This is a genomic window from Pseudobutyrivibrio sp. (genome assembly GCF_015057185.1).
Classification (GTDB): domain Bacteria; phylum Bacillota; class Clostridia; order Lachnospirales; family Lachnospiraceae; genus Pseudobutyrivibrio.
Window position 1 is genome coordinate 1 of record NZ_SVEV01000044.1, and the last position, 17,224, is coordinate 17,224.

16 protein-coding genes are annotated in these 17,224 nt (G+C 38.4%); 2 read left to right on the plus strand and 14 right to left on the minus strand.

All coding sequences use genetic code 11. The features are described 5' to 3' along the window. Window positions 1-17: 17 nt before the first annotated feature. Genes E7276_RS13935 through E7276_RS13950 form a run of 4 tightly spaced genes read right to left on the minus strand, consistent with a single transcriptional unit; the run spans window position 18 to window position 3,737 of the window. A complete protein-coding gene (locus tag E7276_RS13935) occupies window positions 18-158 on the minus strand; it encodes a hypothetical protein (protein WP_294218875.1) in 141 nt (46 codons plus the stop codon). Window positions 159-169: 11 nt separating this feature from the next. After that, complete coding sequence (locus E7276_RS13940; protein WP_294218878.1) at window positions 170-739, minus strand: UbiX family flavin prenyltransferase; 570 nt, start codon at window positions 737-739, stop codon at window positions 170-172. Window positions 740-753: 14 nt separating this feature from the next. Continuing rightward, window positions 754-2,247, minus strand: a complete 1,494-nt coding sequence (locus E7276_RS13945; protein ID WP_294218880.1) for a UbiD family decarboxylase — start codon at window positions 2,245-2,247, stop codon at window positions 754-756. An 11-nt stretch (window positions 2,248-2,258) separates the two neighbouring features. Next, entirely contained in the window at window positions 2,259-3,737 is a 1,479-nt protein-coding gene (locus E7276_RS13950; protein ID WP_294218883.1) for a subtype B tannase, read from the minus strand. A gap of 132 nt (window positions 3,738-3,869) precedes the next feature. On the opposite strand from E7276_RS13950, the gene E7276_RS13955 reads away from it, so the two are divergent. Next, window positions 3,870-4,805: a LysR family transcriptional regulator gene (locus tag E7276_RS13955; protein WP_294218886.1), complete on the plus strand. Its 936-nt coding sequence runs from the start codon at window positions 3,870-3,872 to the stop codon at window positions 4,803-4,805. A gap of 93 nt (window positions 4,806-4,898) precedes the next feature. On the opposite strand, the gene E7276_RS13960 is transcribed toward E7276_RS13955, so the two are convergent. Both E7276_RS13960 and E7276_RS13965 read right to left on the minus strand, forming a co-directional pair. Further along, entirely contained in the window at window positions 4,899-5,147 is a 249-nt protein-coding gene (locus E7276_RS13960; RefSeq protein ID WP_294218889.1) for a hypothetical protein, read from the minus strand. A gap of 24 nt (window positions 5,148-5,171) precedes the next feature. Next, window positions 5,172-6,179, minus strand: coding sequence for a phosphatidylinositol-specific phospholipase C domain-containing protein (locus E7276_RS13965; protein WP_294218893.1), 1,008 nt, complete (start codon window positions 6,177-6,179; stop codon window positions 5,172-5,174). A gap of 107 nt (window positions 6,180-6,286) precedes the next feature. Between E7276_RS13965 and E7276_RS13970 the strand changes: the two genes are divergently transcribed. Then, entirely contained in the window at window positions 6,287-6,547 is a 261-nt protein-coding gene (locus E7276_RS13970; protein ID WP_294218895.1) for a hypothetical protein, read from the plus strand. Here E7276_RS13970 and E7276_RS13975 read toward each other — a convergent pair. The 8 genes from E7276_RS13975 to secD all read right to left on the minus strand — a co-directional run bounded on the left by E7276_RS13975 (window position 6,544) and on the right by secD (window position 17,140). Further along, the gene (locus E7276_RS13975) at window positions 6,544-8,142 is read right to left on the minus strand and encodes a sensor domain-containing diguanylate cyclase (protein ID WP_294218897.1); all 1,599 of its coding nucleotides are present in this window, start codon (window positions 8,140-8,142) and stop codon (window positions 6,544-6,546) included. The two genes, E7276_RS13970 and E7276_RS13975, sit on opposite strands and share 4 nt — an antisense overlap. Before the next feature lie 120 nt (window positions 8,143-8,262). Then, window positions 8,263-8,919: an alpha/beta fold hydrolase gene (locus tag E7276_RS13980; RefSeq protein WP_294218900.1), complete on the minus strand. Its 657-nt coding sequence runs from the start codon at window positions 8,917-8,919 to the stop codon at window positions 8,263-8,265. Between the two features lie 10 nt (window positions 8,920-8,929). After that, the gene (gene dapB / locus E7276_RS13985) at window positions 8,930-9,691 is read right to left on the minus strand and encodes a 4-hydroxy-tetrahydrodipicolinate reductase (RefSeq protein WP_294218902.1); all 762 of its coding nucleotides are present in this window, start codon (window positions 9,689-9,691) and stop codon (window positions 8,930-8,932) included. Window positions 9,692-9,700: 9 nt separating this feature from the next. Further along, entirely contained in the window at window positions 9,701-10,855 is a 1,155-nt protein-coding gene (locus E7276_RS13990; RefSeq protein ID WP_294218905.1) for a GGDEF domain-containing protein, read from the minus strand. 21 nt (window positions 10,856-10,876) lie between these two features. Then, window positions 10,877-11,356, minus strand: coding sequence for a cob(I)yrinic acid a,c-diamide adenosyltransferase (locus E7276_RS13995; protein ID WP_294218908.1), 480 nt, complete (start codon window positions 11,354-11,356; stop codon window positions 10,877-10,879). 5 nt (window positions 11,357-11,361) lie between these two features. After that, window positions 11,362-13,194 carry a translational GTPase TypA gene (typA, locus tag E7276_RS14000; protein ID WP_294218910.1) on the minus strand — a complete coding sequence of 611 codons (1,833 nt, stop codon included), beginning with the start codon at window positions 13,192-13,194 and terminating at the stop codon, window positions 11,362-11,364. Window positions 13,195-13,478: 284 nt separating this feature from the next. Next, on the minus strand, window positions 13,479-14,768 hold the full coding sequence (gene serS, locus E7276_RS14005) for a serine--tRNA ligase (protein WP_294218913.1): 1,290 nt from the start codon (window positions 14,766-14,768) through the stop codon (window positions 13,479-13,481). 23 nt (window positions 14,769-14,791) lie between these two features. Next, on the minus strand, window positions 14,792-17,140 hold the full coding sequence (gene secD / locus E7276_RS14010) for a protein translocase subunit SecD (protein WP_294218916.1): 2,349 nt from the start codon (window positions 17,138-17,140) through the stop codon (window positions 14,792-14,794). Window positions 17,141-17,224 lie beyond the last annotated feature (84 nt).

A 17,224-nucleotide genomic window follows, 5' to 3' on the forward strand; every position in this document is an offset into this window, starting at 1 on the left:
AGCTATATACTTCCTTGTTACCTAGGCGTATTCGGGACTTTCACCCGTTGGAGCGCGCCCATGGCGCGCAAACCATTTAAGCCATTATCCGTAAATTCGATAATGGCTTTTATTTCTTTTCCTAATACAATTGTGCTTTTTTCTATAGTTCTAATCATAGAGGTCCCTTCTAGCCATGAGGATTCCATCGTTTTAATCCTGCATCAATATCAAATCTATCAAGAATTCTGCCCACAATTTGCTGCTCTACATCTGCCAAGGTTTTAGGCTGTGAGTAATAGCTTATTACAGGTGGCATTATAAACACATTTGGGATTCCAGCTAAATAAGCCATATTATCAAGATGTATTTTTGAAAGTGGGGATTCTCTAGTAACTAAAACCAGCTTACGTTGTTCCTTTAATGCAACATCAGCTGCTCTCAGCAACAGATTGTCTGAATATCCATGGGCAATTCCCGCTACTGTTTTCATACTACATGGGCATACCACCATCCCTAATGTTTTATATGTTCCACTTGCTAAGGTTGCCCCAATATTATTGTTGTTATAGCAGACATCAGCATAGGAACAAAATTGATTAAGGCTCATTCCACATTCCTCTTCTATGGTAAGCTCGCCACCATGGGTTATTACTAAATGAGATTCCACATCTGCAACTTTTTTCAATTCTTTTAAAAGTTTCAATGCCAGCGGTGCTCCTGAAGCACCACTAACACCTACAATTAATCTTTTTTTCATAAATTATACACCTATTAAAATTCCATATCCGGCAGCCACTTTTTAGGGTCCACCTCTAAGAATTTACATCGCTGGAATTTATCCTTAAGAGTAAATGGAACAGTGCAATCAAAAATTGCCTTGCAAGCAATTCCATGAACTCTTATTGATGGGTCATATTCAGGATCATTGCTTGGGTCAAGCACGTGAGTATGCACACCTGGAATAGGGATGAAATCCACATCTCCCTGGAATCTTGTGGTCATTGCCCACATAACATCCGACATATCAAAAATATCAACATCTTCATCCACCAGAAACACATGCTTCATCTCGGAAAATGCTGAAAAGGCCAAAAGTGCAGCCTGTCGTTGTCGTCCTTCATCATTTATATTATTCTTTCTAAACTGAATAATAGAAACAAATTTGCCACCGCCACATGGAGCTGCATGTACATTTACCAAGCGGCCTGGCATTGCTCTCTCAACCATATCAATAATGGAAGCTTCTGTTGGAATGCCAGCCATTGAAACATGCTCATGGCTTGGGCCTATACAGCTTTCCATAATAGGGTTCGTCCTTGTGGTAACGGCTTTTACTTTGATTACAGGAAGATAGTTTGGCAAATCGTCCCCCTTTGCTTCTCCTGTATAGCCTGGGAATTCTGGCATGGCTTTACCTGTACCTGAATTAATGTCTTCACGTATTGTGATGCCTGGTGTAAGCTCACCTTCTATTACATATTCTGCTCGTGCAATGCAACGCTCATTAATGGATACGCACTTAGCCAGTTCCACTGGTTTTCCCCTGAGAGCCCCAGCAATTTGCAGTTCATTAAAACCATATGGAGTCGTTGGCGGTTCAAAGCCTGCAGACATATAGATAGCTGGATCCAGTCCTATAGAAACCGAAATAGGAAGAGGCTTGTTTGCCTTTAAAGCTTTATCCCACATGGCACCAATGTGACGACTACCCGGAGTAATCCACATTGTCATTTCGTCCTTTGACTGAATGCAAAGTCGATGAATAGTAACATCTGAGACCTCAGAATCTTCTGGATCTGTTGCCATACAAAGTCCCATGGTTATATATGGGCCTGCATCCTCTGGGGTATTTGTAGGTGCTGGTACCAGCTTTCTTAGGTCAAAATCAGCATCAGTAACCCTATGAATAATCTCCTGACAAGGGGCAGCGCCTTTAATATTTACAGGTGGAATAGCATTTTTTACCGCGTCTCTAAGTTTCCAGCCTAGAGTCTTATAATCTGTACCTAGAAGTAGTCCTACACGTTTTCTGCTGGAAAGGACTCCTATAGCAACCCTAGCATGGGAAAATCCTTTTATATTATTAAATAACATGGCGGGTCCATCTTCTTTGGTTGGACGTATTACAGTTCCACCACTTCCTACATATTTATAAATTCCAGAAATTTCTGCATTTGGATCAGCCTCCACATCAGTTTCCACAAGCTGGCCCGGCTGATTTTTCAGAAACTTAAGTGCACTTCTTAAATCATTAATCTCGCCCATATATTCCTCCACTATTTCGAAATGCTATCAATCCATGCAAACAATTCTGGCAAATCATAGTCGCCACTATGAGGCAATCCCCATGGCATGAAGAAATCAACATCATATCCATTATTCATTAACAACAAAGAAAGAATTGTTGGGATAGCAAGAGACGTATCTCTATCAAATGCGCCATGCCTTATTCGCCAATGCTTTGCTGTATCAGCTTTGCCAATATACATTGTTGGATTTAGCAGCTTAATTACCTTTTCATCTGCAAGCTGGGCTGAACAATGTGAATGTTCTTTTGAATACTCTGTAAAATGTCTAGCAAATACATTTTCATCACCAAACACCTCATTTTCTGGGCTCTTTAAATCTAAATTATCAAAGGCAGGAACTGGCTTCATTCTGGTAATAGCCTTTACGTATTTATCAGCATCAACAGCCTTTACCTTTGTTCCTTCTATTGTAAGGGAATCCTGTTTTTCAACATCTGAATCCTTTACCCTAAGGGCTGGATGGCGTTTAAAGGATTCATGTGTTTCTAGCTCTCTTTCTGCTGACTTTATTACTTGCTTAAAAATATAGTCCTTAAAGGTGCCCTCGCCATTATCATCCAAGGTTAGTAGCGCTCCATTTTCATCCTTTAGCACCAGGCTATTTAAATACTCGGGAAAAGCTTTCTTTAATTCATCACTAATTTTCTTTTGCTCATCATTTAATTCTATTTCAAAAGGGAACATTTCAACCTTTCCGTCCACCTCTTCAAATCTCAACATGTGAGCAACATGTTCTTTATTAAATAGCCATTCATAAGCAATATCTGCATGCTCAAGGTTATGAATTGGACAATAACAGTTTGCTGCAAAAATATCATCTCGCTCATCAGCCGCACCTATTTCATTAAGATAAGCTTCATAATCTTTGCTGTTGCCAGATGCACCTGTTATAGCAGACAATGCGCCACCAGCAGAGGTTCCACTTGTGATAATTTTCTCAACGTCTCCTGGAATCACATCTTTATTATGGCGTAAATATCTGATTGCAGCCTTCATATCTACAACTAAGGCTGGCGCACGACCTACAAGCTTTCCATTTTCATTTGTATTATTACCAGAATTGCCCCCAACAAAAAATTCCTTAGATGCCATGCCTGTATTTCTTCCTCTGATACCTGGACAAGCAACCACATATCCATGGTCCAAGGCTTCAAAGGTAGCATTGATAATTCCAAGGAAATTTTTGCCCGGCTCATCGGCTGGTCCTTCCATGTACCCACCAACAGTGTTTGGCATAAAAATTGGCACAGTTTTTAAAGTATACCCATTAACTGTTTCTTCCTGATAAAATGCCTGTGGCACATAGATATTCATCTTTTGAATTTTATCTACAGGATTTTTGCAATAATCAATCCCCATATAAGCTCTATATTTGATTGTTCTACCATTTAATGTGCAGGTTCTGTCCTCGTAATTATTGGGATCAAATAGCAATTTATCATTCATAGCTTTTCTCCTTTTTCTCCTATTTTTAGTAATTATAAAAAGTAAAAAAGTGATGAACAATTCAACTTTTGCAGACATTAAGTCACATTTGGAATTAATTTATGTTAGACTATAGCTAAATTGGAGGGGACCATGAATACAGAATATATACATGAATTTGTTGTTTTGGCAGAAACCAAAAATTTTTGGGAAGCATCAGAACGATTATTTATGAATCAATCTACGCTTTCTAAGCATATTAAAGCTCTAGAAAACTATCTAGGAGTGCCACTATTTACTCGCACCACCAGAAGAGTGGAGCTAACAGACTACGGTTTAGCATACTTGCCTTATGCCAAAACCATATCTGATACCGAGTACGAAGGGCTTACTGCAATTAAGCGACTACAAAATATTGCAAATGGTCTACTTACCCTTGGCACATTTCCATCTATGCCACAATATCAGGTGACCTCGCTCATATCACAATTCCAAAATCAATATCCTAATGTAACAGTGAGAGTCACTGAGGATGATCCTATAAATCTGAAAAGATATTTGGAGAACAAAACCTGCGAACTAGTATTTACCAGAGAAACAAAAGCTGACTTTGAAAATAATTTTCTCAAGAATGAGCAGATAAAACGTATCCCTTATTTGAAGGATAGGCTAGTTGCATTAATTCCAAAGTTGCATCCTCTTTCTGAGAAATCAGAGCTAACCCTACAGGAGTTAAAAAATGAAAATTTCTGCCTAATAAAGGAAGGCTCACTTATGTATGAAATCGGTATCGATGCCTGTAGACGTGCTGGATTTATTCCAAATGTTATATTTACCAGTCACAGAATAGATTCGATTTTAGATATGGTTTCAACCCAAAATTGTGTTGCCCTGCTAATGGATAAGCACTTAACAGCTCCCACAAATGGACTTAAAAATATCCACGAAGAAGTGTTATGGACTTATGTTCCTATAATCCCAGAGATTAATTCACAAATATCTATTTGCTATGATGGCACTGTTTCACTTTCCAAAACAGCACAGCTATTTGTAGACTTTTGTACCTCTAAACTTTTTGAAATCAAATAAGCTTAAACAAAATCTCGCCGGTATAGAAAAATAATTGCTATAAACAATTATCTTCCTATACCGGCGAGACTAATCTTACAAGTCAACCTAGTTTTATCTTCTAAATCGCGTTGTTTCGTATTTAGCTCTAGTTCTTACACAGACCTTTAAGTCCTGTAATCTAGATTCGATATCCCCATCTTCAATTACTACATCAATTGATGATGCCATGTTGTCAATGAGAAGATTATCAAAGTCCATTGTAGGTGTTGCCACCAAAATCTTATATTTTTCTTCAAATGAATCAGTATCTAAGAATTCTAAAAGTATAGGATTTACCTGCTCCTCTTCCATATTAGCCATTTTGTATCCTCCTTTATATAAATATTAGAATGAATTCGAATAATAGATTTTTCTAGCAATATTCTCATCGCCAAAATCTACATTTATTATGCCATAGCTAGTACCAGCTTTGAATTTGTATTCTAATAATAATTCGTTTATGTTGTTTGCATAGCCTCTAGGATGAGCAAACACTCCATTGCCTGTCGTGCTGGCGAAGTTAATAAAGAATGTATTCTCATCAGCCTCACAATTCTCAAATCCATCCACTAGCGCTTCGTATTTATCCTCCACTGAATAATTGTACCTATCCTGTACCCACAATCTAAATTCATCATTTACATATAAATCATAAGGAATATCCACAGGTGCTTTATTGTTCTGTTTATCCCATATCATTTCAAGTCCCTCTAGAGACCCATTAGCTTTATAGCCTCTCGCAAGAACAATTTTGCCTCTGACCTCTCCTAGTGTAGGAATTTCCTGACCTGTATACCAATAATCTTTGTTGGATTTGATTTCACTATCAATTAAGTCCTGGACCTTGCTAGCATTAGCCTCATCCTCGATGCTCAAATTTACAATGACTGTCTCCTCAGGATGTTCTTGAAGGAATTTGTACATATCTGCAGTCACATCAGTTAAGTGTAAACTATCAGAGAACAGATTACCATCAGTGTGACAATCTACAGACCCATTTACCATCTTGACTGTGTCACCCTCAGATGAACTATCAAGTGCAACATCTAAATCAAGATATCTAAATCCGTCTTTAAGCTGTTGGCTCACATCAGTATCTTGACAACGATTTCCAAATCCCCAAAATACATATCTGGAGCAGCTATTATTGGTGCCAGGAATAGACAATTCCGAAAGATATGTCTCATCCGACAAATAGCCCATCCAGCTAGCACTGTCTGAATATGGGACCGTCATATCGATATCCACGCTTAAAGTATTGTCATCATCACTGACAAACATTTCTATCAGGATAATAACTATTACTCCAATCATGAATCCACAGATAATTCTAAAGATTCTGCCCTTATCCATAAGCCTTACCCCTCTTCTCTTATATATTTTTATTCTACCATTCTTTGATGACAAAGTCTTGATGTTTGTTTATAATCGAGTAGACAATTAGTTAAGAGGTTTACATTATGATTGAAAGAAAAAGACTATTATCATTAGGATATTATAAAAAAGCTCCCTCTTTTACAGGGAGCGATAAAAACAAATGTTATAAAATAGAAAAGATTCATCCTGAAGATACTGACACTGATATGTTTCAGGCTACAATATGGCCTGGCCCATTTAGTTCTGAAAATACTCCTGATGAAAAAAAGCAAATCAATACTGCTGAATTCACCGAGGAAGGTCTTCAAGAACTAGTGGACTGGATGAATAACTTAGAAATCTAACCTAGCTGTTTGCTAGATCTCTTGTCTTCGTACATGTGAGTATCTGCTCTCTTGACTACGGATTTGAATCCTTCATCAATTGATGCGTCATAGCTCGCATATCCAATGGCAACGCCTAAATCAAACTCGTAACCACCCTCTAGGTTTTCTGTATAAACCTTTGTAAGGAATAGCTTCTTGAGACGTTCCATATTAAGATGCTTTCCTTGGGTGATGATACAACAGAACTCATCACCACCAGTACGATAGCAGTTGCCATATTTTCCAAATACACTATTAAATATATCTGCAACAACTGAAATGTATTTGTCACCTGCTTCATGTCCAAGGGTGTCATTACATTTTTTCAGTCCATTTGCATCTGCTACAACAGCAACAAGTCCGTTAAGATTGTTCTCGCTGCCTGCCTGACTCTCGTAGGCATTTCTATTAAGCAATCCAGTCATACTGTCAGTAAGAGCAAATACCTCGAGCTGTTTTGCTCTACGTCCCTTAGCAATAACTTCGTATGTACCTCTAAGAAGGTCCCAAGTTAACAACAATACAAAAATCAAGAAGGTATATCTACCCATGATATCTGCATCACCAAGAGAATTGTAGTATGCAGTAACGTCTACAATCATAGCTATGGCAAATAATGTAAGTCCAATAGCACAAATGTATACCTGTCTAGAAAAGTTTCTATTAATGATTTTAATTACAACTCTTATTACTGAGTACAGTGTTGTAATAAGAAGCAAAATTTGCATAGCAGGAAGTGTTTCTCTAAACTCAGCTATTTTTGTAAAGTGAAGAATGAAAAGAACTCCAGCTTGCACCATAGAATATGTGATAATGATGTTTTTGAACCATTTACTTTTTAGTTTAAGGTATTCGTCAAAGAATAAAATAAATGGTGGAATTACAAACATTAAACAAACATATGGAATCAAGGACTCTGCTATTTTGTTATGCACTGTAAGCGAAGATACATCTGTCTCTACAAGAGACCATAGTCCACAGAATAAAGTGAAGAAGGCTAAATAAATCAAATCTATACGTAGCCCCTGCTTTTCTTTCATTGCAAAGTAATAAATAATAAGCAAGATACTAAGGCTAAGCAATGACAAACTAGCAATATATCTAGGCATAGATGAAGTCATAATCTCATTATACATCTTGTATGTAGAACCTATATAAAAAGTCAATTCCTGATCAGCCACAACGTCATAGCATGGAGTAACATGTACGACTATATTAGCCATTTTCTCATTAATATCTATGAAATTGTATTTAGAGCCTGTAGTGGATCCCCAAATACCACCAGTCTGGGTAAAGGAATAAATCTCTCGACCAACACTATAAGCTGAAATAATATCATGGGATGTATAAACTAGAATACAAGAATACTCTGTGCCACAACTTCTCAAATCAAAGAAATATTCCTTTGATCCATCTTCGAGATTGGCAACAGCGTATGGTTTGATTTGTTTTGTAATTGTATTATCAATAAATTTATGCTGGGTAGAAAAGCGACAGAAAACTATCATTGCAAAAACTGCAATGATTATCACTATATTTAGATGTTGTAATATATTCTTTTTATTGCAGCGCATCTTACCAATGACCCCCAAGCTCCACCCGTGTTACTAAAATCGTGCAAATTAATAGCGTTCACAATTTTGTAACAATTTTCTTAGATTGTAACACGGTATAGTGCTTTTGGCAATAGGTGCTCAACTTATGAAATCACAAATATTTCTGTATAGCTTGTCAGTCCCAACAATGTAACTAAAATGATTCTCATCTGGAAGTATCTGTAATTGGGCATGAGGAATGGCTGCAGCTATTCTCTGGCTTTCTTTTTCCTTAATACAGTCATTTTCTCCTGCAATAATCATTGCAGGCACTTTAATAGCTCTCAGCTCTGATTCACTAATATTTGGCTCCACTAACATCATAAGAGTCTTTGGATCACCTGTTTTTTTGTATTCCTTTTTCATTTCCTTAAGGTCACGTCTATGAATACCGTCAGGTGTAAGATTAGCTCCACAGCAAACAATACCAGACAATAAATTGCTGGCCTTTATAGCAACAAGAAGAGCTATAATTCCACCATCAGAAAATCCAATTAAATAAGGCTTTTCAATATCTAATGCCTTAATCAAATTAATAACATCTTCTGCCATGTCCTTGTAGTGGTATTCCTTTGGTGTAGCGCTCTCTCCGTAGCCTCTAGAATCCATTGCATAGACAGTATGATCCCTATTCATGGTAGCTACTAAGGCATCAAAGGTATGATGATCTCCTTTATTTCCATGTATAAGAATAACCGGCGAACCCTCGCCGGTCTTTTCATAGCATATTATCTGTGAATTGAGCTGAATGTACATAATTCTTCCCCTATTTTGAAGCAATAACTTGTTTCATATCGTATAGACCTGCTGATTTGCCAACGATAAATTTAGCAGCCTCAACAGCGCCCTTTGCAAACACACTCTTTGAATATGCTGTATGTTTGATTGTAATAACTTCGTCTAAACCTGCAAAGATGACCTCGTGCTCGCCAACAATATTGCCACCTCTAACTGCAGAAATACCGATTTCGTTCTTTGGACGTTTTTCTCTTCTGTCTGCTCTACCGTAGCAATACTCGTATTTCTCATCAAGAGCCTCATTACAAGCATCTGCAAGAGCAAGGGCTGTTCCACTAGGTGCATCTAATTTCTGATTGTGATGCTTTTCTACTATCTCGATATCATAACCTGCATCAGCAAATACCTGAGTTGCTTTTTTGCAAAGGTCAAATAATGTATTGATACCAAGTGACATGTTAGCAGAACGCAATACAGGAATCTTCTTACAAGCCTCATCTACATGCTTGAGCATTTCATCTGAAAGGCCTGTTGTGCAAAGAATTACAGGCTTTGAATTTGCTACACAGCAATCTAATAAGCCATCAACGGCAGAAGCATTAGAAAAATCTATTACTGCATCATATTCTTCTTTTACCTCTGATAAGCTATCGTATACAGGATATTCATTAGCGATACCCTTGAATTTATCAACGCCAGCAACAATAGTGATGTCCGCATCAGCTGCACACAAATCAGTAATAACTCGTCCCATATGGCCATTACAGCCATGCATAACTACTTTTGTCATTTAAACACCTCAACCCAAAAAACTTATATTGTTAGTAAATGTCTCAATTTCTAGTCTGCTATCGTAATCATCGTTTCTAGCGTGACTTCTTAAATTTTTGCTTGCCTTGTATATGCTCTTGTCATCATACATAGCTTTATCAGCTTTTACCACAGCGGCATCAAAATCATCTCCCGGTTTGTAACCGTAGATTCCAAATGAGCAGGCGTATGGTGTCTCTGATAGTTTTTCTTTTATTAATTCTACTAGCTCCTTTGCCTCATCCATAGTAGCCTTAATGCCAAGAATCATAAACTCATCTCCACCAGTACGATAGAGAATATATTTATTTGTTTTGACACTGCGAACCACCTCTGCAAAAGTAAGAAGAGCTATATCACCAGCCTTGTGACCATAATTATCGTTAATGTATTTAAGATCATTTAAATCCATCGAAATAATCATCATCTCAGAACGACTGTATTTTTTGCCGTCTGCATAAAAGCATCTGCGCTTGTAGCAGCGGGATACTGAGTCAACATTATATCGCTCAGCATATGTATAAATATAAAGGAACAAGGTTCCTAATGCACTAGATTCTAATGCGCAATTTGGGAAAATATGATTTTCCTCTAGGACAACTCCCACGCATACCATAAATAGAATAAACAGAATAACGGTTGCGTCCTTCTGATATCCATCAAACCATTTATGTATACATGTCAGCATGGCAATAATTACATAAATAGCAGCTTGAATGAATACGATATTACCTAAAGGTCCTCTAACGAAATGATTATCCGCTGTAAAATAGAATACCTGCGGATTAACTGGTGCTGATAATACTATAGCAACCATCACAAAAAATGGCACAATAAGCCACTTTTTGGTGTTCTCAGAAAATTCCCTAACCACAATAACAAGTACAAAGTATTCCATGATACCTTGACTTATGTATTTGATGATTTTAGCTGTATACCTAAGGTTCATTGGATACGCAAAAGTGGCAAGCTTCATGTCTGCCACTGCTGCCAAAAACGCAAGAAGCATAGCAAATACTAAATTAATAAAGTTATTGCGCATTTTTGTGTCAAAAGCTCGCATAGCCATGATAAACAGTAACATGGCTACACAAACTACAAATCCAAGGTAAGTGCCCCCATCAATCGCCAATACATTATTCATAACATAACCCCTCTAATAAACCTATTTCTCAGGTGTAATATTTAAAACACTATCCGCAACACCTGCTATACCTGGCGTGATATTCAAACCTGTAATGATAACATTAGTTGTAATCGAACGTCCTTCTAGAGCCTCAATAATATCCTGCTCAGAAACGATTCCCTCATCTAAAACTCCAAGGAATTCATCTAAAATAAGTAAATCGCATTCGCCTGTTCCGAGCACCTTTTTCGCATAATTAAGACCGTTTTTGATGTTGATAATCTCTTCTTGCTTTTGTTCTTCGCTAAGATCATCAAATCCTTCTTTGGTACGTTCAAATCTAAATATCTTTATTTCTGGCTCAAGCTTTTCGAAATATTCTGTATTAACCTCTGACTTGAGAAACTGAATAATAATAGCTGTTTTGCCTTCAGCTGCAAATCGAATTGCGTTTCCAAGTGCAGCTGCAGATTTACCCTGTCCTATCCCATGGTATATCTGAATAGTTCCCTTTTCCATATATCCTACTTTCTGATGCTAGATCTCTTTCTCATGAGTGGATCCAAAATTCTCTTTCTGATACGAAGTGACTCTGGAGTTACCTCTAAGAGCTCATCTACATCTATGAAGTCTAATGCTTGCTCAAGGCTGAGGACTCTAGGTGGAACAAGTGTAAGAGCCTCATCTGCTGATGATGAACGAGTATTTGTAAGATGCTTTTTCTTACAAACGTTAAGCTCGATATCCTCTGCACGAGAGCTTTGTCCAATAACCATTCCTGAATAAACCTTCTCACCTGGTCCAATGAATAATGTTCCACGGTCCTGTGCTGAGAACAATCCGTATGTTACTGACTCTCCTGTTTCAAATGCAATAAGTGAGCCCTGCTTACGATAAGCAATGTCTCCCTTATAAATCTCATAACCATCGAAAATTGTATTGATTATACCATTTCCCTTTGTATCTGTCATGAAATCTCCACGATATCCAATAAGTCCACGTGAAGGAATCTTGAACTCCATACGTGTGTATCCTCCTGCGATAGGAGTCATATTCTGAAGCTCGCCCTTTCTCTGAGAAAGCTTCTCAATAACTGCGCCTGTAAACTCATCAGGAACATCTACATAAGCACGCTCCATTGGCTCGAGCTTGTGTCCCTTTTCATCTGTCTTGTAAAGAACCTCTGCCTTTGATACTGCAAATTCGTATCCTTCACGACGCATGTTCTCAATAAGAACTGAAAGGTGAAGCTCACCACGTCCTGAAACTTTAAGTGAATCAGGAGAATCTGTATCTTCAACACGAAGTGATACGTCTGTGTTAAGCTCTCTCATAAGACGCTCTCTAATGTGACGAGATGTTACATACTTTCCTTCCTGACCAGCAAGTGGGCTATCATTTACAATGAAGTTCATTGAAATAGTAGGCTCAGAAATCTTCTGGAAAGGAATTGGATTTGGTGCGTCTACTGCACAAATTGTATCTCCAATGTGAATATCAGCTATACCTGAAATAGCTACGATAGAACCGATATTTGCTTCGTTCACATCTACTTTTTCAAGTCCATCGTACTCAAATAATTTTGAAATACGAACCTTATTATTTTTCTCAGGATCATGTGCATTTACTACGATTGCATCCTGGTTAACCTTGATAGAACCGTTCTCTACCTTTCCAATACCGATACGTCCAACGTACTCGTTGTAATCGATTGTAGAAATAAGTACCTGAGTAGGAGCATCTGGGTCTCCCTTTGGAGCTGGAATGTAATCAACGATTGTCTCGAAAAGAGCTGTCATATCTTTGTGCTCTTCATCAAGGCTTCTAATTGCAAAGCCTTCCTTTGCACTAGCATAAATAAATGGACAATCGAGCTGCTCATCAGAAGCATCAAGATCCATAAACAACTCAAGAACCTCATCGATAACCTCATCAGGTCTCGCTTCTGGTCTATCAATTTTGTTAATACAAACAATTACAGGTAAATCAAGATCAAGTGCCTTCATAAGAACGAACTTGGTCTGTGGCATTGCACCTTCGAAAGCATCAACAACAAGTACAACACCGTTTACCATCTTAAGAACACGCTCTACTTCACCACCGAAATCAGCATGACCTGGAGTATCGATAATGTTAATCTTTGTACCCTTATAATATACTGCTGTGTTCTTTGAAAGAATTGTAATACCACGCTCACGCTCAATATCATTTGAGTCCATGACACGTTCTGCAACTTCCTGGTTCTCTCTAAATACACCTGACTGCTTTAAAAGCTCATCAACAAGTGTAGTTTTACCATGATCTACGTGTGCGATAATTGCAATGTTTCTAATATCTTCTCTACTCTGAATTCCCATAAATTTCTCTTTCTAAATTCTTACAATAAACTACATTGTAAAAACCCTACCTACAAGCAGCCCCAAGTTTTTCATGCTCCCGCAGGGCACCCTTCATACTTCGTTAGGCAACCTCCCGCTTCGCGGTTCCTTCCTAACTCGCATGACTCTTTCTCCGTTCTACTCCGGTCGGTGCTGAACAAAGGTCCACTGGACCTTTAGCACCCCTGCTCGCGCTTGCCCAAGTTATGAGCTGCTTATTTTATACTGTTTAGCCAAAACCGTTTCGCCTCTATTAAGGCATTTTATTTAATTGGTACAAGGACTTCCTTGCCACCCATGTATGGACGAAGTACTTCTGGGATAGCAACAGAACCATCTTCGCGGAGGTTGTTCTCTAAGAATGCGATAAGCATACGTGGTGGAGCAACAACTGTGTTGTTAAGTGTGTGAGCAAAGTACTTGCTGCCATCCTCGCCCTTAACACGAATCTTAAGACGACGTGCCTGAGCATCACCAAGATTTGAGCAAGAACCAACCTCAAAGTACTTCTTCTGACGTGGTGACCATGCCTCTACATCACAAGACTTAACCTTGAGATCTGCAAGGTCTCCTGAACAGCACTCTAATGTACGTACAGGAATGTCTAAGCTACGGAATAAATCAACTGTATTCTTCCAAAGGACATCATAGTATTTCTTTGAATCCTCTGGCTTACATACTACAATCATCTCCTGCTTTTCGAACTGGTGAATTCTGTAAACACCACGCTCTTCAATACCATGAGCACCTTTCTCCTTACGGAAGCATGGGCTGTAGCTTGTAAGTGTATAAGGTAAGTTAGCCTCATCATTAAGTGTATCGATGAACTTACCAATCATAGAGTGCTCTGATGTACCGATGAGGTAAAGGTCTTCACCTTCGATTTTGTACATCATAGCATCCATTTCTTCGAATGACATAACACCAGTAACTACGTTTGAACGAATCATGAAAGGTGGAATACAATATGTAAATCCTCTATCAATCATGAAATCACGAGCATAAGAAATAACTGCTGAGTGAAGACGAGCAATGTCTCCCATTAAGTAATAGAAACCATTACCTGCAACCTTTCCAGCTGCATCCATATCTATACCATTGAATCTCTCCATGATATCTGTGTGATATGGAATCTCAAAATCAGGAACTACTGGCTCACCAAACTTTTCGATTTCTACGTTGCAAGAATCATCTGGACCAATTGGAACTGTTGGATCGATAATGTTAGGAATCTTCATCATGATTTCCTCTACCTTATCAGCAAGCTCCTTTTCAACTGGCTCAAGATCCTTGATTTGCTGTTTAAGTTCAGCAACCTCAGCCTTAACTGCCTCAGCCTCTTCCTTTTTGCCCTGACCCATAAGAGCACCAATCTGCTTTGAAGCTTGATTCATTTTTGCTCTCATGTCATCAGCCTGCTGCTGAGTAGCACGTCTCTTGTCATCAAGCTCGATGACCTCATCAACGAGGCCGAGCTTGTGCTCCTGAAATTTCTTTTTGATATTCTCTTTTACTGCGTCTGGATTCTCGCGTAAGAACTTAATGTCTATCATTTTCTTTCTCCTAATCTAATACATTAGTTTTTCTTGCTAAATTTAATTTTAAAGATGTACCAAAGCTGTGTAGCAATAAAGATTGATGAATATGTACCAGCAATTACACCAGCAAGGAGTGGTAATGCAAACTCTCTAATAGTAGATACACCTAAAATGAGAAGCATGAGTACCATGATTGCAGTAGTAATTGATGTTGAAATACTACGTGAAAGAGTCTGTGCTAATGAAGAATTAGCAAGTTCTTTAAGTGTTTCTGGTGTCTCTGTTCTAACAGCCTTGTGATTCTCACGAATACGATCGAATACAACGATTGTATCGTTGACAGAGTAACCGATAACTGTAAGCATACATGCAATAAATGCTGCACCAACTGAAATACGAACGATTGCATAAAGTGCTAATACGATAAGTACATCATGAACAAGGGCGATGATCGCTGCTGAAGCAAATCTGATGTCCTTGAATCTAAACCAAATATAAATAAGCATGAATAATACAGCAACAAGTACGGCGATTGTAGACTGTGAACGCATTTCTCCAGAAATTGTAGAACCAATACTCTGTGATGTAATTGATGATTCAGCAACACCATAGTTTGATTCAAACATTTCGTTAAGAGCTGTTCTCTCATCAAGTGAAAGTGTACGAGTCTTGAAGATTACCTGATTTGTACCATCAACTGTACTCTTCTGAACAGAAGCATCTCCGATAACTGTTTGGATATCAGGAATGATCTGATTGTTAATAGTATCATCTGACTGAAGCTCAGCAAAATCAACAGTAGTAGATGTACCACCCATAAATTCAAGTGAGTAGTTAAGGCCCTGTCCATCAGTTGCCTTGTGAACTCCCATTGAAATGAAGCCTGCTGCAATAATTAAAATAGAAATGCTAATGAAGATTGCTTTTCTACCAACGAAATCAAACTTTGTAGGCTCCTTAGCCTTACCATATAATTTAGCATCTTTGATACCAAGTGCATAAACAGCATTGATAAGAATTCTTGTAATAACAAGAGCTGTAAACATTGATAAAACAACACCAAGTGCAAGAGTAACTGCAAAGCCCTTTACAGAACCTGAACCAAGAACTCCAAGAACTGCTGCTGCAATAAGTGTTGTAATATTTCCATCAAGAATAGCTGAAAGCGCCTTTGAGAAACCAGTCTCAATTGCAGAGATTACAGGGCGTCCTGCTTTAATCTCTTCTCTAATACGAGCGAAGCAAATAACATTAGCATCAACCGCCATACCGATTGAAAGAATCATACCGGCAATACCAGGAAGTGTAAGTGTAATATCAAATGCCTTTAAAATGCTAATAAGAAGTACTGTATATAAAGCAAGTGCAAATGATGCAACAACACCAGGTACAAGGTACATGATGATTAAGAAAATCATTACAACGATAAGACCAATACATGCTGCGATTAATGAAGTTTTAAGAGCATCAGCACCAAGCTGTGCACCAACTACCTGTGACTCCATCTCCTTAAGCTCGATATCAAGTCCACCGATACGAATGTAAGAAGCAAGCTTCTCAGCTTTTTCGTAGCTTTCCATACCTTCTACTACGCAGTTACCATCTGTGATTGCATTCTTTACTGTAGGAACTGAAACGAACTGTCCATCGTAATAAATTGCAATTGAATCACCTGTAAGCGCTGCTGCTGTAGTAGCTGTTTTGAATGCTGTAGTTCCTTCGTCATCGAATTTAAGTTCTACAACATACTCTGTAGCGTTTGTTGTCTGATTTGACTGTGTAGCAGCCTGTGCACTTCTAACGTTAGTTCCTGTGGCAATAACAGAACCATTGTCAATTAAGTCCTGAATATCGTAGTTAAGTGTTCCGTCAATGTTTCCGTCTGCATCATAACCATTAATTGTGTAGTTTGCATTTCCCTCAGAATCATACTGAGTGATGAAGTAAAGTGTACCTGGAGTACCAAGCTCATCTAATAATGCGTTAGCATCTGTAACACCTGGGATTTCAACTGTGATACGCTTTTCGCCCACACGGTAAACGCTAGCCTCTGTAGTAGAGCTCTCTTCACCAAGGTCGTTTTCGATACGCTGCTGGAGCTTGAGAATTGTATCATTCATCTGCTCATCTGTAGGAGTGTCACCTACTGCCTCGTATGTAATACTAACACCACCATCTAAATCAAGCCCCAACTTTAGACTATCAGCTTCGTATTTTGCCATCTGAGCCTTCTGCTCATCTGTGGCATCCTCGCCTAACTGAAGGCTCGAGTCATTAGCTTTAATTGTGCCTTGAATTACTGTCATTGCGTAATAGCCAAGAAGTCCTAGGCATAACACAAATGCAATAAGCCAGGCAATCCCCTGTCCCATTTTCAATCGTTTCATTGTTATTCTCCTCGTAATATATGTTTTGTTACTAAGTTTTTACATTTATACAACTCCATCAATCGGTTTGGTTATGCTCATGAT

What these genes read in the sequence shown, in the direction of transcription:
- E7276_RS13945 (WP_294218880.1), bottom strand. Translation starts at nt 2,247, where the DNA reads ATGGGCGAGATTAATGATTTAAGAAGTGCACTTAAGTTTCTGAAAAAT.
- E7276_RS13965 (WP_294218893.1), bottom strand. Translation starts at nt 6,179, where the DNA reads ATGGATAAGGGCAGAATCTTTAGAATTATCTGTGGATTCATGATTGGA.
- E7276_RS13935 (WP_294218875.1), bottom strand. Translation starts at nt 158, where the DNA reads ATGATTAGAACTATAGAAAAAAGCACAATTGTATTAGGAAAAGAAATA.
- E7276_RS13960 (WP_294218889.1), bottom strand. Translation starts at nt 5,147, where the DNA reads ATGGCTAATATGGAAGAGGAGCAGGTAAATCCTATACTTTTAGAATTC.
- E7276_RS13980 (WP_294218900.1), bottom strand. Translation starts at nt 8,919, where the DNA reads ATGTACATTCAGCTCAATTCACAGATAATATGCTATGAAAAGACCGGC.
- E7276_RS13955 (WP_294218886.1), top strand. Translation starts at nt 3,870, where the DNA reads ATGAATACAGAATATATACATGAATTTGTTGTTTTGGCAGAAACCAAA.
- E7276_RS13970 (WP_294218895.1), top strand. Translation starts at nt 6,287, where the DNA reads ATGATTGAAAGAAAAAGACTATTATCATTAGGATATTATAAAAAAGCT.
- typA (WP_294218910.1), bottom strand. Translation starts at nt 13,194, where the DNA reads ATGGGAATTCAGAGTAGAGAAGATATTAGAAACATTGCAATTATCGCA.
- serS (WP_294218913.1), bottom strand. Translation starts at nt 14,768, where the DNA reads ATGATAGACATTAAGTTCTTACGCGAGAATCCAGACGCAGTAAAAGAG.
- E7276_RS13990 (WP_294218905.1), bottom strand. Translation starts at nt 10,855, where the DNA reads ATGAATAATGTATTGGCGATTGATGGGGGCACTTACCTTGGATTTGTA.
- E7276_RS13950 (WP_294218883.1), bottom strand. Translation starts at nt 3,737, where the DNA reads ATGAATGATAAATTGCTATTTGATCCCAATAATTACGAGGACAGAACC.
- dapB (WP_294218902.1), bottom strand. Translation starts at nt 9,691, where the DNA reads ATGACAAAAGTAGTTATGCATGGCTGTAATGGCCATATGGGACGAGTT.
- E7276_RS13995 (WP_294218908.1), bottom strand. Translation starts at nt 11,356, where the DNA reads ATGGAAAAGGGAACTATTCAGATATACCATGGGATAGGACAGGGTAAA.
- secD (WP_294218916.1), bottom strand. Translation starts at nt 17,140, where the DNA reads ATGAAACGATTGAAAATGGGACAGGGGATTGCCTGGCTTATTGCATTT.
- E7276_RS13940 (WP_294218878.1), bottom strand. Translation starts at nt 739, where the DNA reads ATGAAAAAAAGATTAATTGTAGGTGTTAGTGGTGCTTCAGGAGCACCG.
- E7276_RS13975 (WP_294218897.1), bottom strand. Translation starts at nt 8,142, where the DNA reads ATGCGCTGCAATAAAAAGAATATATTACAACATCTAAATATAGTGATA.